We start from the raw sequence: 20,408 nt of genomic DNA, 5'->3' as shown, positions 1-20,408 counted from the left end.
GGACAACGCCCGGCGTACACGCGGCGCCGTCAGTCGTCGATGCCCGAGCGCTCCACCCCCGCCACGATCCACCGCTGGAAGAACAGGAACACCACGAGCAGCGGCACGATCGACACGGCGGCCGCGATGAAGAGTTCGTGCAGCCTGATCACCTGTGACGTGGTGAACGACGACAGCGCCACCTGTACCGTCCACGCGTTTCTGTCCTGGCCGATGACCAGCGGCCACAGGAACGAGTTCCACGCACCGATGAAGACGATCGTGCCCACCGCCGCGAAGACCGGCCGGGAGTTGGGCACGACCACCCGCCAGTACGTGCGCCAGTATCCGAGCCCGTCGACGCGCGCCGCGTCCTCCAACTCCCTTGGAAATCCGAGGAAGTACTGCCGGAAGACGAAGCACGCGAAGGCGGAGAACAGGGTCGGGACGATCAGGCCGCGCAGCGTCGACACCCAGCCGAGCGACGAGACCAGGACGAAGGACGGTACGAAGGTGACGGAGGCCGGGACCATCAGCGTGCCGAGGATCGCGTAGAACACCTTGTTCGCGTGGCGGTAGGGGATGCGGGCCAGGCCGTATCCGGCGAGTGAGGCGAGCAGCAGCGTGCCGAGCGTCGTCGCGACCGCGATCAGGGAGGAGTTGAGCAGGGAGCGCGCGAACGGCACAGAGGTGTCGTCGAAGAGCTCCTTGACGTTCCCCCAGCGCAGCGAGGACGGGAAGAAGGTCCACTCGGGCGAGGTGATGTCGCTCTCGGCCGAGAGTCCGTTGCGCACGAGGAGGTAGAAGGGGATCAGGAACAGGAACGCGAGCGCGATGAGCAGGGAAAGCCGCAGCGCGCGGCCCGCCCTGACCCTTGAGTCGTCTCTCACTCCGCCTCCTTCTTGCCGAGCCCGAACCACTTCGCCTGTCCCACCGTCACCACCGCGATGATCAGGGCGAGCAGGACGGCGCCCGCGCTGCCGAGGCCGAGGTTCTGTCCCTGGCCGAGCGCCGTGTAGTAGAGGTAGACGAGTGGGGGTCTGGCGTAGGGCGGGTAGCCGCGGGAGTCCGAGAGCAGGTTGTAGAACTCGTCGAACGCCTGGAACGCGTTGATGACCAGGAGCAGCACCACCGCCACGGATGTGGCTTTCAGCTGGGGGAAGGTGATGTGCCGGAAGACCTGCCAGCCGGGCCGTGCCCCGTCCACGGCCGCCGCCTCGTAGAGGGTGGGGCTGATGCGCTGGAGTCCGGCGAGGAAGAGCACCATGTAAAAGCCCGCCTGGAGCCAGAGCCGGACGGTGACGATGACCGCCCAGTACCAGGGCGGGTCGGTCGTCGACAGCCAGGCGATCTGGTCGCCGCCGAACCAGCCGAGGACGGTGTTGGCGAGCCCGAACCGCACCCCGTTGAAGATGGACATCTTCCAGATCAGCGCGGCCACCACGTAGGAGCAGGCCGCGGGCAGGAAGAAGACCGAGCGGAAGAACGCCTGGGCGCGGCGTTGGCGGTGGACCATGAGGGCGAGCGCGAGGGAGAGCGCGTAGGTCGCTGGCACGATGAACAGCGAGAAGACGAGGAAGGTCCACAGGCTGTCGGTGAACGCCTCGTTCTGCAGCATCGCCGTGTAGTTGCCGAAGCCGACGAAGTCGCTCGGGGTGACGGTGTTGTGGGCGTCGAAGAAGCTGAGGTAGACGCTCCACCCGAGCGGGATGTACGTGAAGATGCCCAGGCCGAGCACGAAGGGCCCGACGAACACCCAGAACCAGAGGGTGCGGTTCTGGTGTCCCCACAACTTCCGTCGCCCGGTTGCCTGTCGGTCGTCACGGGCTGCTGTGGTCACGACGTCTTCTTCACCCGGCCGAGCTCGGCGGACACCTTGCGCACGACCTTCTTGAGCTCGTCGTCCGGGTTCGCGCCGTCCTTGATGATGCGGCTCAGGGCGTCCTGGTAGGCGCTCCTGCTGGCCGGGGTCCACAGGAGGGGTTCGGCATGTCCGTATTCCGTGGTGTAGCGGACGGCGTCGGCAGCCGCGCCCTTCCTGAGCTTCTCGGCCTTCTTCGCCAGGGAGATGCGGGCCGGGATGTGGAATCCGTACGCGAGGGCGAAGTCCTCCTGGCGTTCGGTGCTGTCGATCCACAGCCACTTGAGGAAGTCCTTGCCGGCCTGCTGATGCTTGCTGCGGGTGCTGACCGCGGCGGCGTACGCCCCGACCGGCACCGACGGCTTGCCCGCGGCTCCGTCCTTCGGGAACGGCAGGACACCGAAGTCGTCGCCCAGTTCCTTCTGCACGGTCGGCAGCGCCCACAGGCCCGACCACTGCATGGCGGTCAGCCCCTGGACGAACGCCGACGGGTCCGACCAGTCGGCGGGCGCCCCCAGGAGCAGCGACTTGTCGGCGTACAGCTGGTGGATCTTGCCGAGGGCGCGGGCGGCAGCCGGGTCGTCGAAGCCGACCTTTCCGTCGGCGGTGACGAGTTCGAGGCCGGCCGCGTGCAGGGGCGTGCCGCCCAGGACGCCGGCGCCGCCGTCGTTGCCCAGGAACAGGCCCTTCGTCTTCTTCGTGGTGAGTTTCTTCGCGGCGTCCACGAGCTCGTCCAGCGTCTTGGGCGGCTGGACACCGGCGTCGGCGAGCAGGCTCTTTCGGTAGTAGAGCATCTGCATGTCGATGACCTGCGGGATGCCCCAGATCCTGCCGTCGTACGTCTTCGGGGCGAGGACAGCAGGGTTGAAGTCGTCCTTGACGCCGTCGAACAGCTCGGTGAGGTCGGCCACCTGCTTGCCCTGGATCTGGTCGAGGGAGGGTCCGTTGGCCTCGAAGACATCGGGGCCGGAATCGGTGAGGAGCGCCGCCGCGGTCTGTTCGTCGTAGTTGCCGGGCCGCCACTGGACGGTGACGTTCGCCTTCTTGTAGGCGGCGGCATACTTCTTCACGGCCTGCTCGGTGCCCTGCTCGCCGTACTGGTGGTACCACTGCGACAGCTTCGGCCCGTCCCCTGAACCGCCGTCGTCCCGGCCCGTGTTGGAACCACACGCGCTCAGCAGCCCCAACGCCGCGCTCGCCCCGAGCAGTCCTCTGCGGCTGATGGTCATTGATCGTCCCCCTGTTCGGCGTACGGCTGATTCCGACGGCCCAACGATCAACCATGCAGGCGGATTACGACAGGGGGACTACGGCCGTGTGTCGGCTGATCCGGACACCCGGTTCTACCCTCGTCGGATGGCAGCCACCAGATACCTCCGGCAGGGCCCACGCGTGGCCATACGCCGCCTCCGCCGTCAGGACTACGAGGAGCTCTCCGCGCTGCGCCGGGAGAGCGCCGAGATGCTCCACCGCTGGCTGGGCGCCGGCGAGCTGACGGCGGAGGCCTTCGAACTGTCCCTTGAGCGGTTCGAGCAGCCCACCCACGAGGGCTTCGTGATCTGCCGCCACGACACCGGCGCGATCGTGGGAGGCGTCAACATCAACAACATCGTCGGGGGCAGCCTCCAGAGCGGATCCCTCGGCTACACCTCCTACGCCTCCACCACCGGCCGCGGCTACATGACGGAAGGTCTGGGGCTCGTGGTCGAGTTCGCCTTCGAACGGCTGGAACTCCACCGGTTGGAAGCGAACATCCAGCCGGACAACACCGCCTCACTCAACCTCGTCGAACGCCTGGGGTTCCACCGCGAGGGATTCTCCACCGCCTTCCAGTTCATCAACGGCGAGTGGAGGGACCACGAGCGCTGGGCGATCACCGCACAGAGCGGGCGTACTACCCTTCCAGCGTGAAAGAACCCACCGCGCCCCAGGGCCCGCCGCCGGACGCCCAGGACTCGGCCGCCGTGCGGGGCAGCCCCGGCAGCATGAAGGGCGCTGGCCGTCCGGCCAACCAGGGGCGGCGCGTTGCGGCCCGCAATCGTGCCGCGCTCATCGCGGCCGCCCGCGAGGTCTTCGCCGAGCAGGGTCTTGACGCGCCCCTTTCGGCCGTCGCCCGCCGCGCTGGGGTGGGACAGGGCAGTCTCTACCGGCACTTCGCCGACCGGATCGCGCTGGCCTCCGCCGTCCTGGACGAGAACGTCCAGCAGATCGAGCTGGCCGCCGACGAGCCCGAAGCCGACCTCGCGAGCGTCCTGGGCGTGGTCACCTGGCACCTGACCCGCTCGACGGCGTTCGTCGACCTGCTGCGCATACGGGGCGCGCGGGGCGACGGCGAGCAGGCCAGGGCGCTGGCCGGGCGCGTCCACGGCGTCCTGTCACGGTGCCTGCCCGCAGGCCACCGGCTGTCCGCCGACGACGTCATGCTCGCCGTAGCGATGGTCTCCGGAGCCGTCACGGGCCCCACCCCTGAGGAACGGGAACGTCGCGCTCTGGCGGCCTGGAGTCTGCTCGGCATCGAGGTGGGGCCGTTGCGGCCCGTCGAGACCGACGTCGACGTGTGACCGTCAGCCGCCGTTGGACTGGCGGATGCCCTCGGCGAGCGCGGTGAACCGGAAGACGTACCCGCCGTCGGGGCCGCTGACGGTCATGTACGCCTTCTTGCCGCCCGGGGTGATCGCGACATTGGTGGCCGATTCCAGCCCCTTGGCGGCGTTGGCCGGAATCTCGACGGTGGCGAGCCGCTCTCCGTTCGGGCTGTAGACCGCCATGGCCGGTCGGCCGTGCAGCGCCTGGTAGAGGTTGCCGTCGGCGTCCACGGCGATGGAGTCGGTCTGGGCCACCCCGGCGTCGACGTGGATGGCCTCGTGCTGGGAGGTCACGGCGGTCTTGTCGGCGTCGAGCAGGAGGTAGGAGACGGTGTTCTCGGCGAGTTCACTGATCCACAAGCCGTGCAGCTTCGGGTCGAACATCACGCCGTTGGGGTGGGCGAGCCCGTCGGCAAGGACGGTGGACTTCTCGCCGTCGCGGTCGATGCGCACGATGCGGCCCTTGGCCTCGCCGGGCTTCATGCCGTGCAGGTCACTGACGTACAGATTGCCCTCGTCGTCGAAGGCGATGTCGTCGAGGTTCGTGGCGGAGCCGTCCACCTCGCCGGAGAAGAACGTACGCGGGTCCGAGCCGTCCGGCTCGATGCTGACGATCGATCCGGTGTAGTCGGTGAGGTAGAGGCGGCCGTCGTACGGGCTGATCTGCGCGGAGGTGTAGGCGCCCGTCCTGTCGGTGTAGACGCCCTCGCTCTTCCCGGTGGCCAGGTCGACGGAGAGGACCTTGGGCTCACCTGCGGGTGCGGTGACGTCCACGACGTACAGGTCGCCGTCCTCGGCCAGGACCGGGCCCTCCAGCAGGGTCCTGCCGGTGGCCTCGTGAGGGTCGGTCACGTGCGCGATCTGGGTGGCGCGAATCGTGCGGCCTTCGCCGGACGGCTCGGGGCGCGAGGCCGATGCGGCGGTGGTGGCGGCGGCCTGGGTGCCGCATCCGGTCAGGGCCAGCAGGCCGCCGAGGGCCAGGATCGCCAGGGCGGGGCCGGGGTGGGGTGTGCGGTGGGCTGTCATGGGGTGGAGGTGCTCCTTCCGCGCGTCCGGGAGGGGCCGGACCTGCTGGTGTGCGGGAGACGGGTGTCAGGCGGCCGACCAGCCGCCGTCGGAGGGCAGGATCGCGCCGTTGATGTTCACCGCGTCCCTGCTGAGCAGGAACGTGATCGAGGCGGCCAGTTCATCGGCCATGGCCAGGCGCGGGATCGCCACGCGCATCTTCGCCGTGCGGGACGAGCCGTAGGGGGCGGCGGCGGGCATCGGGATGCCGGTGGCGACCGCGCCGGGGGCAACGGCGTTGATCTGCACGCCTGTTCCCGCGTACTGATAGGCCGACGACATCGTCAGGCCGACCAGGGCGTGCTTGGAGGTCGTGTAGGCGGCGCCGGCCGCCGAGCCGCGCAGGGCCGCCTCGGAGACGACATTGACGATCCGGCCGCCGCCCGCGGCGAGCATGCCGGGCACGACGGCGCGCATCAGCCGCATCGGGCCGTCGACGTTGATGCGCATGACGCGTTCCCAGGTCGTGTCGTCGACTTCGTGCACGGCGGCGTCGTCGTCCATCACGCCCGCGACGTTGGCCAGGGCGTCCACGCGCCCGCCCGCGGCGGCCAGGACGGCGTCGGCGGAAGCGGGAGCGGTGATGTCCGCTGTGACGGGCACGAGTTGCTCGCCCAGGTCGGCGGCCAGGGCCGCGAGGCCGTCGGCGGAGATGTCGACGGCGATGACGCGGCCGCCCTCGCGCACGATGCGGGAGGCGACGGCCTTGCCGATGCCGGAGGCGGCGCCGGTGACGACGACGCTCCGGCCACCGAAGCGGCCGGGCGTGACCTGCTCGGTCCACGGCTCGGGGGCGCCGATCTCGACGCCCAGGTCGGGCTCCACGGCAGGGACGGCGGCACCGGTCGGTGACGGGGCCGGTGCCGCCGTCGGCACGCCCTCGGGGATCTGCCCGGTCTCGGCCGCGGTGACCAGCACGTCCACGAGCTCCGGCGGGAACTTCCCCGCGGACATCTTCACGAGCTGCTCCAGCGGCAGGCCGAGGGCGGGGGCCAGGGCCTCCTCGCTCTGTCCCTGGGAGGCCAGCAGGCCGCGCAGCACCTGTCCGGCGGTGGGCTCCGCCAGCCAGTCGCGCAGTGGGGAGGCGGGGGTGACGTTCGGCATCGCAGGCCTTTCATGTCGTGGCGCTCGGGCGGGGCGCGAGGTGACCGACCCCAACCGGACAACACTGTCCGGTTCCTGGGTTACGGTACCTGTGGCCGCACGGGACGCTCCAACGAGGGCACTGATCACGCCTGTTCGGGACCCGGCGCACCTCCCCCACGAGCCCGACCCCCCTCCCCCACGAGAGGCCTCGCACCATGCACCTGCCGCAGTACGCCACCCAGCCGACCCCGCAGGAGATCGTCGCCCTGCGCGAGCGCTACCGCCTCGAGCGGGAACGCCGTGTGCGACCCGAAGGCGCGGGCCAGTACCGGTCCACCGAGGCGGAGTTCGGCTACTTCGCCGACGACCCGTACTCCGGCGGGACGGCGGAGCGCGAGCCGCTGCACGACGTGGTGGACGTCGCGATCGTCGGCGGCGGGTTCGGCGGGATCCTGGCGGGCGCACGTCTGCGCGGTCAGGGAGTGGCGAAGGTGCGTGTCATCGAGAAGGGCGGTGACTTCGGCGGCACGTGGTACTGGAACCGCTACCCCGGCATCCACTGCGACATCGAGTCGCACGTCTATCTGCCGCTGCTCGACGAGACCGGATACGTACCCGAGTGGAAGTATGCCCCGGGCGAGGAGATCCGCAGGCACGCGGTGCGTATCGCCGAGCAGTTCGGCCTGTACGAGCACGCCCTGTTCTCCACCGCCGTCACCTCCCTGACCTGGGACCAGAAGGCCGAGCAGTGGCTGGTCAGGACCGACCGGGGCGACGAGTTCCGGGCCACCTACGTCATCACCGCCACCGGCACGCTCTCCGAGCCCAAACTGCCCGGCATCCCCGGCATCGAGGACTACCGTGGCCACACCTTCCACACCTCGCGCTGGGACTACGGCTACACCGGCGGCAGCCCCGAGGGCGGCATGAAGGGCCTTACGGGCCAGCGGGTCGGCGTCGTCGGCACCGGCGCCACCGGTGTGCAGGTCATCCCGATGCTGGCCGAGGACGCCGGTCATCTGTACGTCTTCCAGCGCACGCCCTCGGCCGTGGACGTGCGGGGCCAGCAGCGCATGACGCCGCACCAGGTCGGGGCGGACCGGCCGGGGTGGGCCGCCGAGCGCCGCGAGAACTTCCTGCGGATCTGCTCCGGTGAGTACGCCGAGCAGGATCTGGTCGCGGATCGCTGGACTGAGTCGGCCGGTCTACTCGAGAAGCTCCTGCCCAGCTTCCGCCGACGGGGTGAGCCGGACTTCGAGGCCGCCTACGAGGTCGCCGACCACGCGACGATGAACACGATCCGCGCCCGCGTGGCCGCCGAGGTCACCGACCGGGCCACCGCCGCCGCCCTCAGGCCCTGGTACCGGTACGCGTGCAAGCGCCCCACGTTCTCCGACAAGTACCTGCCCGCGTTCAACCGCGACAACGTCACCCTGGTGGACACGGCCGACACCCACGGTATCGAGCGCATGACCGAGCGCGGCGTCGTCGTGGGCGGGGTGGAGTACGAGGTCGACTGCCTGGTGTTCGCCACCGGGTTCTCCGTGGGGCTCTCCGGCATCACCTCCGGGAAGCTGCCCGTGACCGGCCGCGACGGCATCCAGCTCCTTGACACGCTGAGGCAACGGGGCCCGCGCACCCTGCACGGCTTCACCAGCAACGGATTCCCGAATCTGATCCGGATGGGCTCACTGCAGAACGCCAGCAGCGTGAACTTCACGCACATCCTGGACGAGCAGGCCGTGCACGCCGCCGCCCTGGTGGCCGCCGCGCAGGAGAAGGGCGCCGTCGTGGAGCCCACCCCGGAGGCCGAGGACGCCTGGGTCGACGTCTGCGGGCAGGGCGCCCCCGACCACGCGTGGTTCCACGCCGAATGCACCCCCGGCTACTACAACGGCGAGGGCCGCGGCCGCCCGAACGGTCCGACGGCCTATCCGCACGGCGCCGTCGCCTTCCACGAACTCCTGCGCCGCTGGCGCGAGGAGAACATGGGCGAGGCTCTCCAGGCCAAGGCCGCCGCCTCGGCCTGATTCCCGCCGAACCGGCAGGCGGACAATTTGCCGGTCTCTCTTGATCAGCCTAATTTTGCGGCGACACGGCTTTTTCTCGGTCAAGAGGAGAAAAGCTTCATGGTGAAAGGCCTTCCGCACAGGAAGCCCCCGCGATCCCGGGGGCCCGAGACGGAATGGACGCGCACATCACGGTCGGCGACCGACCGCATGGCGCGTACGCTGCTGCGTCGCCGGAAGAAGGCGCTCAGTGCCGAGGACGTCATGGTCTCGGATCGCCCGAAAGTGCGGCGCGCGGTGACGGCTGCCGCACTCGGCAACACCATGGAGTGGTTCGACTTCGGCGTCTACGCCTATTTGGCGGGCACGATCGGCAAAGTCTTCTTTCCGTCGAGTTCGCCCGGGGCCCAGGTCGTCGCCACCTTCGCCACGTTCGCCGCGGCCTTTCTCGTTCGCCCTTTGGGCGGTCTCGTATTCGGGCCGCTGGGTGACCGCATCGGCCGGCAGAAGGTGCTCGCAGCCACGATGATCATGATGGCCGCGAGCACGTTCGCCGTCGGCCTGCTGCCCTCCTACGCCTCGATCGGCTTCGCGGCCCCGCTGCTGCTGCTCCTGTGCCGACTGGTCCAGGGCTTCTCCACGGGCGGCGAGTACGCCGGTGCCACCACCTACATCGCCGAGTACGCCCCCGACCAGCGGCGCGGCTTCCTGGGCAGCTGGCTCGACTTCGGGACCTTCGTGGGCTACTCCCTGGGCTCGGGCCTGGTGACGGTCCTTACGCTCACTCTCGGATCGGACGGCCTGGAGAGCTGGGGCTGGCGCATCCCCTTCTTCATCGCGGGGCCGCTCGGGCTCATCGGCCTGTACATGCGGCTGAAGCTGGAGGAGACGCCCGCCTTCCAGCAGGAAGCCGCCACCGCCGCCGCGGAGCGAGAGGCGGGTCCCGAGGGCGGCGAGGACGACCCCGTCGAGCAGGCTCGCCAGTCCGGCAAGGGGCGCCTCAAGGAGATCTTCACCCGCCACTGGCAGGCGGTGCTGATCTGCATGGGGCTTGTGCTGCTCTACAACGTCACGAACTACATGGTGACGTCGTATCTGCCCACCTTCATGACCGTGACCCTGGGCGAGAGCGACACGACCGCCCAGTTGCTGGTGCTCGGCACCATGCTGCTCGTCGCTCTCGCCATCACCACCGTGGGCCGCAGCTCCGACCGGTGGGGCAGACGCCCGATGTTCATGGGCGGCAGCATCGCGCTGATCGCACTCGCCATCCCGGCGTTCCTGCTGATCCGGGAGGGCGGCATCCTCCTGCCCGCGTTCGGCTGCGCCATCCTCGGTCTGCTGCTCGTCTGCTTCGCCGGCACGGCCGCGGCGACCCTTCCGGCCCTGTTCCCCACCCGTCTGCGCTACGGCGCGCTGTCGATCGCGTACAACATCTCCGTCTCCCTCTTCGGCGGTACCACCCCGCTGCTCGCTTCCTTCCTGGTCGACAAGACCGGCAACACCCTGGTGCCCGCCTTCTACTTGATGGTGGCCGGGGTGATCGGGCTGGTCTCGACGTTCTTCCTGCACGAGACCGCGGGCCGACCGCTGCGTGGCTCAGGCCCCATGGTCGAGACGCACGACGAGGCCCGCGAGATGGTGGCGCGCAGCCGCACGGAGGCGGGGCGTCACGCACGCGACGTGTGGCTGCGGTTGTGGCATCCCCGTGGGAGCCGCAACGATTCCACGCGGGGCCGCAAGCGCGGGGACTGACGTGTCGCGCGCGGTGCGACGGCCGGCGCGGCGTGCTCACGATCCGGACTGCCGTCCGACTCCCCCGGGCTCCTCCTCCACCGCCACCTCGAAGGTGTTGAGGAAGTCGCAGATGCGTTGGTAGAAGCGTGCGGCGTCATCGAGGGTGTGCCGGTCGAGCAGTTGGTCCGTGGCGGCCAGGACGGCGGCTTCGGTGCCGGAGAGCTTCACGGCCGAACCGGTCTCGGCCGCGGCGATCGCCTCATCGCCCAGCCGCGTCTCCGAGCCTGAGTACGGCCCGGTGCGAGGAGCGATCGCCGTCAGAGAAGGGAGAAGACCCGCCGGAACAGGTCCAAGGCCTCATCGGCCCAGCCAAGGGCCTTCAGGGACGAACCCAGGTTCCCCGGCGGGCGGATGACCAGTGTGTCGTGGCGGATGAGCCGGTCGAAGTCGACGAGCACCGGGTCCTGGCGGAGCGTGTCGCCGTCCGGGCGGAAGAACCGGACTCCCGCCAGCCGCATCACATTGATCACCTCCTGGGCGAGAATCCCGTACCCGACGGTCGTCGGGTGGACACCGTCGAGGGAGAACAGGCCGCCGTCGGTGCGCCGTTCACCGTCGCCCGCGAGGAAGTGGGAGTTCGGCGGCGGCGAGAGCGCCTGCAGCGCCGAAGGCAGCGGATACGGCTGCCACCAGGCCGGACGCGCCTGCGGGTCCTCGGCGTAGCGGCGCGATGCCAGGCGGTCCATCAGGCCGCAGGTCTCCAGCAGGTACCAGTCCTTCCCGTTCTTCCGGGCAGCGCGGACCGTCGCGGTGATCGCGTCGTTGTACTCGTCGATCGCCTCGTCCACCTGCCGCGCCTCGTCCGCGGTGATCTTCGGGTCCCGGCCGGCGTCGAAGTCCCTGTCCTTGATCCACGGACGGGTGTAGTAGGGGTAGTACCGCGAGCCGGGCTTGACCTTGCCCGCCACCCCGCGTGCTATCGGCGCGATCGTCACGTGCGGGACCGTGCACCAGATGACGTGGCGCGCCTTGATGGCGGCGACTTCCGCGGCCACTTTGCGCAGTTCGGACGTGAAGTGCTTCGGCTGCCAGACCGTGAAGCGCCCCTTGTCGTCCAGGCTGTCGAAGCCTGAGTCCTCACTCCACACCACGCTCAGTTCGGTCACCGCCCGCAGCGCGTTGTTCGCGCCCAGGAATACGATGAGCGTCTCGATGCCGTGCTTCGCCCCTGTGCCCTCGGTGTCCTTGCCCAGCTCGGCCGCCGCGCTCAACTGCGTCAGGGCCCCCGCCGCCTGAGGCCGGGTGGGCAGCACCCGCAGCGCCGCGCGCTCGCCGGCGTTCTGCACCACCTGATTCACCAAGTTGTCCTTGGGCACGTCGATCCGCTTGCGGCACTCGTCCGCCGACTTCGACAGCGCATCGCGCAGGTCCCAACCGAACACGGCGAGGTTGTGCATGATCGCCGTGGTCGAGGGCACCGTTCGGCCCGGCCCGCGCTCCCAGTAGTCCTCCACGCGGTCCATCACACTGCGGGCCCGGAACAAGGCCAGCGGCGCCTCCCACCAGTCCACGGTCCGCCCGTAGCGGGACTCCAGGTCACGCAGGAACAGCTCGAGGTTGAAGGGCATCCCGCCGAAGCCTCCGTAGAGGGGATAGCGGAAGTCCGGCAGGCATCCCAGCTCGTGGGCGACGATCGCCGGGTACGACAGAGGGGTGTTGAAGATCGCCGCGCTCTGGAAACCCTGCGTCAGGGAATCTCCCACCGCGACCAGCCGGTGCCGCGGATTGCCCGCCCGGTTCGTACTGACGTCGACCCCCACCTTGGGATCGGCCTCGGGCACCCGTGGACCTTGACGACGTACGGAACCGGCCATGATTCCCCCCTGGCACACCGCGGGGCACCGGCTGCGCCCTCGCGCGGGGCCTGTTCCTGCGTAGCAGAGCCTGCCCGCGGGCGGCACGTCGCGGACGAGAGATACGCAGAATTCGGTGCCGCCGGGCTTCTCGCACCATCGGGCGGCGGTGTGGGGTGGATCACAGTGGTGAACTGTCACGCTTCGCCGTCGCGGGGTGTCTCGATGGGCGTGCGACGAGAGGAGCAGGGTGTGCTGACGGAGTACCGGTCCACAATGACCGGGCGGGACGGGGTCGCTCATGACTGAGGACGACGCCTTCACCGAGCACCGGCCGCTGCTGTTCACCATCGCCTACGAGATGCTGGGCAGCGTCGCCGATGCCGAGGACGTGCTGCAGGAGAGCTACCTGCGATGGAGCGCCGTCGACCGGGCGGCCATCGAGCATCCGCGGGCCTACCTGGTCCGCGTGGTGACCCGCCAGTCCCTCAACCACCTGCGCGCGGTCAAGGCACGGCGCGAGGACTACGTCGGTCCGTGGCTGCCCGAACCGATCCGCACCGCGCCCGAGGTGACCGAGGACGCGATCCTGGCCGAGTCGGTGTCGATGGCCATGATGCTCGTCCTCGAAACGCTCAACCCGACCGAGCGCGCGGTGTTCGTGCTGCACGACGTGTTCGGCTACACCCACGGCGAGATCGCCACCTCGGTCGGCAAGACCGAAGTGACCGTGCGTCAGATCGCCCACCGCGCACGCGGGCACGTCCACGCACGGCGCCGCCGCTTCGAACCCGACTCCGATGCCACCCGGGCCATCGTCCGGCGATTCCTGCTCGCGGCCACGACCGGTGAGATCCAGGCGCTGATGGACCTCCTCGCGCCCGACGTCGTGGAGATCTCCGACGGCGGCGGGAAGGCGACCGCCGCCCGCCGGCCGATCACCGGCCGCGACGACGTCGCCCGCTTCGCCCTCGGCGTGGCCCGCACCGGCATCACCGCCACGACCCGCATCGAGCACGCCGTTCACAACGGCATGCCCGCGGCTCTCTGCCTCACCGACGGCCGACTCGACTGGCTGCTCGCCTTCGAGATCCACCACGGCCGGATCACCGGCCTCTACGCCGTGCGCAACCCGGACAAGCTGCACCGCGCCCGAACGGTGCGCCCACTCGACCGAGGAGATCTCCAGCCATGGAAACCATGACCGCCCGGCGCACCATCGACGCCCCGATCGACGACGTGTTCGCCTGGCTCACCACGACCACCAACTACACGCGCTCGCCCCTGGTGCTGCGCTGCCGTCTGACCCGCCACGGCGACGGCGCCCCCTACGGCGTGGGCGCGGTCCGCAGCCACCTCTGGATGATCGGCTGGCTCAGCGAACGCATCACCCGCTACGACCCGCCCCACGCCACCGAGTACGTCGTCGACCGCAGCGTGCCACCGTCCCGGCACGAACTCGGCCGCATGACGTTCACCGAGACCGACGGCGGCACCCTGGTCGAGTGGACCACCCGCGCCGAAATGCGCGCCCCGCTCGTCGGCGCCTTCCTCACCCGGCACCTCGTACGCCCGATGATCACCCGCAGCTTCCACAGCATCCTCGACGCCGCCGCCACCGCACTGACCCGACACCCCAGCCCCAACCGGGGTTGACGACGCACGCCGTCCCGGGCGGGACAGGGGTGGCGGCTGTTCCACCACTCGCATGCGGTACGAAGTGTTCTGTGAACGAACAGATTCAGCCCGCGACCGTTCGTGTCTTCATCGCTCTCGCCCCGCCCGACGACGCGAAGCAGGAACTGGCCCGGGTACTCGAACCCGCCTACCGCACGCATCCAAGGATGCGGTGGAACCGCATCGAGGACTGGCACATCACCCTGGCGTTCCTCGGTGAGGTCCCCGCATCGGCGGTTCCCCTCCTGCGTACGCCGCTCGCGCGCATCGCGGCCGCCCGCAGCCCCCTCACCCTGGCGCTGCGCGGTGGCGGGCACTTCGACGAGCGTGTGCTGTGGAGCGGGATCGACGGCGACCTCGACGCGTTGCATCTGCTCGCCACCGAGGTGCGTGCCGTGGTCGACGACTGTGGCATCGCTCGCGCGAACCGGCCGTTCCGGCCGCATCTGACGCTGGCCCGCGCCCGCCGGGACACTCCGTCGTGCGCGGTGGAAGCCGCCGCCGGGCTCGCCGAGTTCAGCGGCCGCACCTGGCAGGCCGCGCGGCTGCACCTGGTCGCCAGCAACATCGGCCGCGGACCTGGACCCATCCACTACCGCGATGTCGGCGCCTGGGACTTCGAGGCCTAGTCGGCTCCTGGAAGCCCGGGTGTCACGCGATGGCGCTTGTAGTGGCGAGCCGCGCGGGCCCGGTTGCCGCAGGAGGCCTTGCACCACTCCTGCCTGCCGTGGCTCTTGACGAAATAACGCACGCATCGAGGCGCCGTACAGGCGCGCAGCTGCTCGCGCTGCGGGCCGCTCAGAAAGTCGACCGCTGCGCGGGCCAGGGTCGCCAGGACGCCGATGTGCGGGTCGCTCTGCGCCGTCAGAAACCGTGCGGCGGGGGTCCCGTCCCGGGGCCAGTCCAGCTGCGGGGCGACCAGTTCCCGGGCGGCGGCCGCGTTGAGGTGGGCCAGCGCCTTGTCCGCGGGCATCAGGTGACGGGCGTCCGCCGGGCTGGGCGGCGCCGGGCTCACCGCCCGCGCGAACAACGCCCGTACCGCTCCCCGCAGTTCGATGATCCCCTGTCTGAGGGTGTCGTCCGCCGTGAGTTCCCCCGCCCGGATGTGGGCGGGCAGCAGGTCGTCCTGCGCGCGGATCCAGCGGGTGACGTCCTCGGCCGTGGCCAGGTCATCGGCAACACCGCCGTCCCCGTCATGCCGGATCGTGCTCGCCAACTCCAGTGCCGGCCAACGCTCCACGATCCGTCCCCTTCTCCCGCAGCCCGTGCCGGGCCCTGCTCTCAACCACTTGATCACATCCCCCGCACACTCTACTGTCCCTAACGGTAAACCCGTGGACTTCCGTTAGGGACCCGAGGCGGGGATCCCGCCACCCGACCCCGCCACCTTGAGGAGACCGAGCGATGACAGCGTTGCTTGCCCACATCAGCGACCTGCACCTGGACGGCAGCGAAAGGGCGACCCGGCGCGCCACGCACGTCATGGACTACCTGCGCGCCCTGCCCCGCCCGGTCGACGCCCTCCTGGTCACCGGGGACATCGCCGACCACGGCGACGAGGCCGAGTACGAGGAGGCGGCCCGGATCCTGACCGCCCCCTTCCCCGTCCTCACCTGCCCCGGCAACCACGACGCGCGCCCCGCCTATCGCAAGGCCCTGCTCGGCCAGACCCCCGACGACAGCCCCATCAACCAGGTGCACCACATCGCCGGCACCGCCGTCCTGATGTGCGACTCCACCATTCCCGGCCGCGACGAGGGGCGCCTGGACGCGGCGACACTCGCCTGGATCGACTCCACCCTTGCCGCGCTGCCCCACGGCACCCCCGCGCTGATCGCCTTCCACCAGCCGCCCGTCGCGCTCCACCACCCGCTGCCCGACGCCCACGGCCTCCAGCACCCCGAACAGCTCGCCGCGCTCCTCGCGGCACACCCGCGCATCGCCGCCGTCCTCACCGGCCACGCGCACACCGCGGCCGCCACGACCTTCGCCGCACGCCCGCTGATCGTCGGACCCGCCATCACCTGGACGCTTCGCCTGCCCTGGGAAGGCGACCAGCCCGCCGACCGCGAGCAGCCGCCCGGCCTCGCCTTTCACATCCTGGACGACGACCACCGCCTGACCACCCATTACCGCGTCCTCCCGTAAGCCTGGAGGGGAGAGGCCACCTCACGACCTCTCCCCCAACAGCTCGCTCAGGGACGCCAGGTGAAGGTGGCCACCGCCCCTGCGGGCAGCGTGTAGGTGAAGGTGCGGCCCGCGTCCGTGACCGAGAACGCCTTCGCCGCGGAGCCGGTGTTCACCGCGTACACGGCCCGCGATCCGTCCGGGTTCTGGAACGCCACGTTCTGGATGGTCGAGTCGGCGGTCGAGCCGATCCGGGCCGCTCCCTCGTCCACGAACTTGGTCAGATGGCCGAGCATGTAGAACTCGGCGTTCCTGGTGACCGTGCCGTCGCTCCTGGTCTCGACGACGCCGTTGCAGCGGGTGCCGCACAGTCCCTGGTGCGGGCCGCCGTTCTCGTCGAGGGCGAGGTTCCAGCTGACGACGGTCTCGCCGCCGCTGCGCATGTTCCGTACGACCAGGTTCTCGGCGTGCCACTTCAACGTGTCGCCGAACGTCTTCGAGGCGTCCGAGGAGTCGGTGCCCGAGCACTCCGTGAAGAACACGCGCTTGCCCGCGTCACGCACCTGCTGCTCGGCCTCCGGGCTGCCGCCGTAGCAGTGGAACGCGGCGCCGATGAGCCGGTTCATCCCCGACGTCTTGCCGAACACGTCGAGCGGGTAGTTCGGATGGTCCCAATTGTGGTCGTAGGCAAGGACGTTGGTGCTCAGACCGGCATCGGTCAGGGTCTTGTCGAGGACCTTGAGGAAGGATGCCTGCTCACTTGAGGTCATCGACATCGACGGGTACGTGGAGTTGGCGAACTCCGGTTCGTTCTGGACGGTGAGGTCGGTGAGCTTCACACCCTCTGCCTGGTACGCCTTGATGGCCTTGACCAGGTAGTCGGCGTAGTCCTGGTAGTGCGCGGCGTTGAGGCTGCCGCCCTTGAGGGAGCCGCCGGTCTTCATCCAGGCAGGCGCCGACCAAGGGGATCCCATGAAGCGGATCCGCGGGTTGACGGCGAGTGCCTCCTGGAGGACGGGGAGGGTGTCCTTCTTGTCGCGGTCGATGGTGAAGGTGCCCTTGGTGTCTTCGTACGTGGTGAAGTTCGCGTCCGTGTTGAAGTCGCTGCTGCCCAGGGGCTGGCGCAGGTAGTTCAGGCCGATGCCCTCACCCTCGCGTGAGAACAGGGACGTGAGGAGCTCCTTGCGTCGGTCGGCGGGCAGTTGCCGGATGAGGCGGGCGGACGCCTCCGTCACCGAGGCCCCCGCTCCGGTGAAGCGCTGCCCCGTGGCTCCGGGGTCGATGCGGATGTCCGTGCTCTGGGGCTGACCGGTGAAGGGCGCCTCGCCCGCGTGCGTGAGCCTCTTGCTCCCGTCCGGCGTGGTGATCCATACCTGCGCCGCCGGATCGGCTGCCGCGCGCTCGGAGTTGGCGTGGGCCGTCGCGGGGGCCGGGCGGGCCTGTGCCTCGCCGAGGGGGCCATAGGCGATGGCCGCACCGGCGAGCGCCAGGGCGGCTGCCGCTCCGGCGGTCTTCAGGCTTGTGCGGGGGTGTCTTCCCGTGCGCGTTCCGGCTCGTGTTCTCATGTGCGGCTCCTGGTCTGCGGTGGGACGCGAACAGGGATCCGTCGCAGGCCCTGCCGTACGGCGACGGCAGGGCCTGCGGCGGCGTGAACGGGCAACATGGAAGCACACTTACTAAGTACTCAGTAAGTGGTCGGGGAGCGGTTCTTTCCGGGCGATCAACTCGCGCCTAGACTCCGCACGGTGAGCACGCAAAAGGCGGCGAAGACCGCAGGCGCGAAGACTTCGACCGACCGCCGACGCCAGGGGGAGCCCACCCGCCGCGGCCGCAGCCAGGCGGCCCAGGAACGTCACGACGAGATCCTTCAGATCGCCATGGAAACCTTCGCGGCCCGCGGCTACGGCAAGGCCTCGCTCGCCGAGATCGCCGATCGCGCGGGCCTGACCCAAGCGGGCGTCCTGCACTACTTCCGCACCAAGGAGAACCTCCTCACCGAGGTCCTCGAACTGCGCGACAACGCCGAGATCGCGCCGCTCGGCCCGCAACGGCCCCGCGGACTCGCCTTCCTGCGCCACCTCGTGGACACCGTCCGCCACAACACCGAACGCGAGGGCATCGTCCGGCTCTACACGGTCCTCTGCGCCGAGAGCGTCACCGACGACCACCCGGCCCAACCCTATTTCCGGCAGCGCTACGCAGGCTTGCGCACCTTTATCACCGAGGCTCTCGCCGAAGCCTGCGAACTCGACGAGGCGCGGCCCGACCTGGACATCGAGAACACCGCCAACGTGATCATCGCCGTCATGGACGGCCTCCAGGTGCAGTGGCTCCTCGACCCGGCCGCGGTGGACATGGCGGCCGCCACGGAGCAGGCGCTCGACGCCCTTCTCGCGCACATCCGCGCCCAGCATTCCTGACAGCCGAGTGCCCCGCCCCCTGCATCACGGGGGCGGGGAGGCCGGAGCTACGACTGCGGGGGCTGGTCCTGGTCCCTGCCGAACTGGTCCTTGAGCTTGTCCTGGGCGGTGTCGACCTGGCTGGAGTACTTGCCCTGTGTCTTGTCGTCCACGAAGTCGCCCGCCTTGTCGACTCCCTTGCCGGCCTGGTCCTCGTGGCCCTTGAGCATCTGCTTGAGCTTGTCCATGACTGACATGGGCAACCGCCTCTCTGTGTCGCCCCCACCACCAGGCTCACATTGCGGGGCGCGATGCGCATCCGGTGACCCGCCCCGGCACCTCTGCCTGCGCTAACCCGTTCGGGCGCCCCCTGCTGCACCGGGTGGGGCATCCCCTGAAGCTGAGGGCGCGAAGGGCACTGCGTACGAATCCAACTCGGAAGAAGGCGTTCATGGCGAAGGCGTATCTGGTGGGCAGCGGAATCGCGTCCCTGTCGGCAGCCGCGTTCCTGATCCGCGAGGGCGGATTCTCGGGATCCGACATCGTCGTACTGGAGGAGCAGGACCGTGAGGGCGGGAGTCTGGACGCCTCCGGGTCGCCCGAGACCGGCTACACGATGCGCGGCGGCCGGATGTTCGAGATCCACTTCGAATGCACCTACGACCTGCTCGGTTCGATCCCCTCTCTCGATGATCCGTCGAAGTCGGTGACCGACGACACCTTCGCCTTCCACGAGGACTTCGCCTGGGACGACCACGCCCGGCTCGTCGACGCCGACGGCAAGGTGGTCGACTCGCACTCGATGGGCTTCTCCGAGCGTGACCGGCTCGAACTGGTCAAGTGCGTGGGCACCCCCGAGAAACTGCTCGACGGCAAGCGCATCACCGACTGCTTCAGCCCGGAGTTCTTCCGTACGAACTTCTGGTGGATGTGGTGCACCACCTTCGCCTTCGAGCCGTGGCACAGCGCGATCGAGTTCCGCCGCTACCTCAACCGCTTCATCCACCTCTTCAAGACCTTCGACTCCATGTCGGGGATCTACCGGACCCGCTTCAACCAGTTCGACTCGATCGTGCGCCCGCTCCTGAAGTGGCTCACCGAGCAGGGCGTGACCGTGCAGCTCGGCACCAAGGTCACCGAATTGAGCCTGGCCGACGGTGACGCCCTCACGGTCAAGGCTCTGAGCTGCGCACGGGGCGACCGGACCGAGGAGATCACCCTCGGCCCCGACGACCTCGTCATGGTCACCAATGGCTCGATGACAGCCGGTTCGACTCTCGGGTCCACCGACACGGTGCCCGCCCTGGACACCTCGGGACGCGACGGCGCCTGGCGCCTGTGGGAGACCCTCGCGGCCAAGCGGCCGGGGCTCGGCAAGCCGGAGGTCTTCAACTCCTCGATCCCTGAGTCGACTTGGGAGTCCTTCACGGTCACGACCAAGGACCCCACCTTCTTCAAGCTGATGGAGAAGTTCAGCGGCAGCGAGGCCGGCAAGGGCGGACTGATCACCTTCAAGGACTCCAAGTGGCTCCTGACCATCGTCCTCAACCACCAGCCGCACTTCCACGGCCAGCCCGAGGACACCTTCGTCTGGTGGGGCTACGCCCTGTTCCCGGACGAGGAGGGCGACTACGTCCGCAAGCCGATGCGTGAGTGCACCGGCCGCGAGATCCTCGACGAGGTCCTGCACCACCTGCGCTTCGAGGAGGGCCCGGAGATCCTCGACCACTCGATCGTGCTCCCGGCCCTGATGCCGTACATCACCAGCCAGTTCCTGGTGCGCAGCGCGGGTGACCGGGCTCCGGTCGTGCCCGAGGGCTCCACCAACCTCGCCTTCATCGGGCAGTACGCCGAGGTCCCCGACGACGTGGTGTTCACGGTCGAGTACTCGGTGCGCACCGCCTGGACGGCCGTCGCGCAGCTGCTCGGCCTCGAGAAGCAGCCCCCGCCCGTCTACAAGGGCGGGCACGACCCGAAGGTGCTGGTCGAGGCGTTGCAGACCATGCACAGGCGCTGACGGCCGCCGCCGT

At 69.6% G+C, this 20,408-nt stretch carries 20 protein-coding genes; 10 read left to right on the top strand and 10 right to left on the bottom strand.

Going from position 1 to position 20,408, the window contains the following annotated elements; genetic code table 11:
• Positions 1 to 29: 29 nt before the first annotated feature.
• Genes M4V62_RS41525 through M4V62_RS41515 form a run of 3 tightly spaced genes read right to left on the bottom strand, consistent with a single transcriptional unit; the run spans position 30 to position 3,069 of the window.
• Complete coding sequence (locus M4V62_RS41525; RefSeq protein ID WP_249592370.1) at positions 30 to 869, bottom strand: carbohydrate ABC transporter permease; 840 nt, start codon at positions 867 to 869, stop codon at positions 30 to 32.
• A complete protein-coding gene (locus M4V62_RS41520; protein ID WP_249592369.1) occupies positions 866 to 1,819 on the bottom strand; it encodes a carbohydrate ABC transporter permease in 954 nt (317 codons plus the stop codon). The genes M4V62_RS41525 and M4V62_RS41520 overlap by 4 nt, the downstream gene beginning before the upstream one ends.
• Positions 1,816 to 3,069 carry an ABC transporter substrate-binding protein gene (locus M4V62_RS41515; RefSeq protein WP_249592368.1) on the bottom strand — a complete coding sequence of 418 codons (1,254 nt, stop codon included), beginning with the start codon at positions 3,067 to 3,069 and terminating at the stop codon, positions 1,816 to 1,818. Before M4V62_RS41515 ends, M4V62_RS41520 begins: the two co-directional genes overlap by 4 nt.
• 127 nt (positions 3,070 to 3,196) lie before the next feature.
• Between M4V62_RS41515 and M4V62_RS41510 the strand changes: the two genes are divergently transcribed.
• Together M4V62_RS41510 and M4V62_RS41505 are read left to right on the top strand one after the other, a co-directional pair.
• The gene (locus tag M4V62_RS41510) at positions 3,197 to 3,751 is read left to right on the top strand and encodes a GNAT family N-acetyltransferase (RefSeq protein ID WP_249592367.1); all 555 of its coding nucleotides are present in this window, start codon (positions 3,197 to 3,199) and stop codon (positions 3,749 to 3,751) included.
• 74 nt (positions 3,752 to 3,825) lie between these two features.
• Entirely contained in the window at positions 3,826 to 4,401 is a 576-nt protein-coding gene (locus M4V62_RS41505; RefSeq protein WP_249593218.1) for a TetR/AcrR family transcriptional regulator, read from the top strand.
• Positions 4,402 to 4,404: 3 nt separating this feature from the next.
• On the opposite strand, the gene M4V62_RS41500 is transcribed toward M4V62_RS41505, so the two are convergent.
• The gene (locus tag M4V62_RS41500) at positions 4,405 to 5,451 is read right to left on the bottom strand and encodes an SMP-30/gluconolactonase/LRE family protein (RefSeq protein WP_249592366.1); all 1,047 of its coding nucleotides are present in this window, start codon (positions 5,449 to 5,451) and stop codon (positions 4,405 to 4,407) included.
• A gap of 66 nt (positions 5,452 to 5,517) precedes the next feature.
• A complete protein-coding gene (locus tag M4V62_RS41495) occupies positions 5,518 to 6,594 on the bottom strand; it encodes an SDR family NAD(P)-dependent oxidoreductase (RefSeq protein WP_249592365.1) in 1,077 nt (358 codons plus the stop codon).
• Positions 6,595 to 6,791: 197 nt separating this feature from the next.
• Between M4V62_RS41495 and M4V62_RS41490 the strand changes: the two genes are divergently transcribed.
• Positions 6,792 to 8,606: a flavin-containing monooxygenase gene (locus tag M4V62_RS41490; RefSeq protein WP_249592364.1), complete on the top strand. Its 1,815-nt coding sequence runs from the start codon at positions 6,792 to 6,794 to the stop codon at positions 8,604 to 8,606.
• Between the two features lie 189 nt (positions 8,607 to 8,795).
• Positions 8,796 to 10,340 (top strand): glycine betaine/L-proline transporter ProP, encoded by a 1,545-nt coding sequence (proP, locus tag M4V62_RS41485; RefSeq protein WP_249592363.1) that lies wholly within the window; start codon positions 8,796 to 8,798, stop codon positions 10,338 to 10,340.
• Between the two features lie 36 nt (positions 10,341 to 10,376).
• On the opposite strand, the gene M4V62_RS41480 is transcribed toward proP, so the two are convergent.
• A complete protein-coding gene (locus M4V62_RS41480; RefSeq protein ID WP_249592362.1) occupies positions 10,377 to 10,550 on the bottom strand; it encodes a hypothetical protein in 174 nt (57 codons plus the stop codon).
• 89 nt (positions 10,551 to 10,639) lie between these two features.
• The gene (locus M4V62_RS41475) at positions 10,640 to 12,163 is read right to left on the bottom strand and encodes an SGNH/GDSL hydrolase family protein (protein ID WP_249592361.1); all 1,524 of its coding nucleotides are present in this window, start codon (positions 12,161 to 12,163) and stop codon (positions 10,640 to 10,642) included.
• Positions 12,164 to 12,476: 313 nt separating this feature from the next.
• On the opposite strand from M4V62_RS41475, the gene M4V62_RS41470 reads away from it, so the two are divergent.
• The 3 genes from M4V62_RS41470 (at position 12,477) to thpR (ending at position 14,481) form a co-directional block, all read left to right on the top strand.
• Positions 12,477 to 13,379, top strand: a complete 903-nt coding sequence (locus tag M4V62_RS41470; RefSeq protein WP_249592360.1) for an RNA polymerase sigma-70 factor — start codon at positions 12,477 to 12,479, stop codon at positions 13,377 to 13,379.
• On the top strand, positions 13,367 to 13,831 hold the full coding sequence (locus tag M4V62_RS41465; RefSeq protein WP_249592359.1) for an SRPBCC family protein: 465 nt from the start codon (positions 13,367 to 13,369) through the stop codon (positions 13,829 to 13,831). The genes M4V62_RS41470 and M4V62_RS41465 overlap by 13 nt, the downstream gene beginning before the upstream one ends.
• Positions 13,832 to 13,902: 71 nt before the next feature.
• Positions 13,903 to 14,481: an RNA 2',3'-cyclic phosphodiesterase gene (gene thpR, locus M4V62_RS41460; protein WP_249592358.1), complete on the top strand. Its 579-nt coding sequence runs from the start codon at positions 13,903 to 13,905 to the stop codon at positions 14,479 to 14,481.
• On the opposite strand, the gene M4V62_RS41455 is transcribed toward thpR, so the two are convergent.
• Positions 14,478 to 15,092 (bottom strand): CGNR zinc finger domain-containing protein, encoded by a 615-nt coding sequence (locus tag M4V62_RS41455; protein ID WP_249592357.1) that lies wholly within the window; start codon positions 15,090 to 15,092, stop codon positions 14,478 to 14,480. The two genes, thpR and M4V62_RS41455, sit on opposite strands and share 4 nt — an antisense overlap.
• A gap of 164 nt (positions 15,093 to 15,256) precedes the next feature.
• On the opposite strand from M4V62_RS41455, the gene M4V62_RS41450 reads away from it, so the two are divergent.
• Positions 15,257 to 16,000 carry a metallophosphoesterase gene (locus M4V62_RS41450; protein WP_249592356.1) on the top strand — a complete coding sequence of 248 codons (744 nt, stop codon included), beginning with the start codon at positions 15,257 to 15,259 and terminating at the stop codon, positions 15,998 to 16,000.
• Positions 16,001 to 16,047: 47 nt separating this feature from the next.
• Here the strand turns inward: M4V62_RS41450 and M4V62_RS41445 are convergent, their stop codons facing one another.
• Positions 16,048 to 17,544 carry a glycoside hydrolase family 30 protein gene (locus M4V62_RS41445; RefSeq protein WP_425575133.1) on the bottom strand — a complete coding sequence of 499 codons (1,497 nt, stop codon included), beginning with the start codon at positions 17,542 to 17,544 and terminating at the stop codon, positions 16,048 to 16,050.
• A gap of 297 nt (positions 17,545 to 17,841) precedes the next feature.
• On the opposite strand from M4V62_RS41445, the gene M4V62_RS41440 reads away from it, so the two are divergent.
• Positions 17,842 to 18,399, top strand: coding sequence for a TetR family transcriptional regulator C-terminal domain-containing protein (locus tag M4V62_RS41440; RefSeq protein WP_425575172.1), 558 nt, complete (start codon positions 17,842 to 17,844; stop codon positions 18,397 to 18,399).
• A gap of 47 nt (positions 18,400 to 18,446) precedes the next feature.
• Here M4V62_RS41440 and M4V62_RS41435 read toward each other — a convergent pair whose 3' ends face one another.
• Positions 18,447 to 18,635 (bottom strand): antitoxin, encoded by a 189-nt coding sequence (locus M4V62_RS41435; protein WP_249592355.1) that lies wholly within the window; start codon positions 18,633 to 18,635, stop codon positions 18,447 to 18,449.
• Between the two features lie 161 nt (positions 18,636 to 18,796).
• Here M4V62_RS41435 and M4V62_RS41430 point away from each other — a divergent pair, with 161 nt between their 5' ends.
• Positions 18,797 to 20,395 (top strand): oleate hydratase, encoded by a 1,599-nt coding sequence (locus tag M4V62_RS41430; RefSeq protein WP_283779178.1) that lies wholly within the window; start codon positions 18,797 to 18,799, stop codon positions 20,393 to 20,395.
• Positions 20,396 to 20,408 lie beyond the last annotated feature (13 nt).

Origin of the sequence: Streptomyces durmitorensis, from assembly GCF_023498005.1 — a bacterium.
In the GTDB taxonomy this organism is placed as follows: domain Bacteria; phylum Actinomycetota; class Actinomycetes; order Streptomycetales; family Streptomycetaceae; genus Streptomyces; species Streptomyces durmitorensis.
This window is presented reverse-complemented; position numbering and strand designations above follow the sequence as displayed.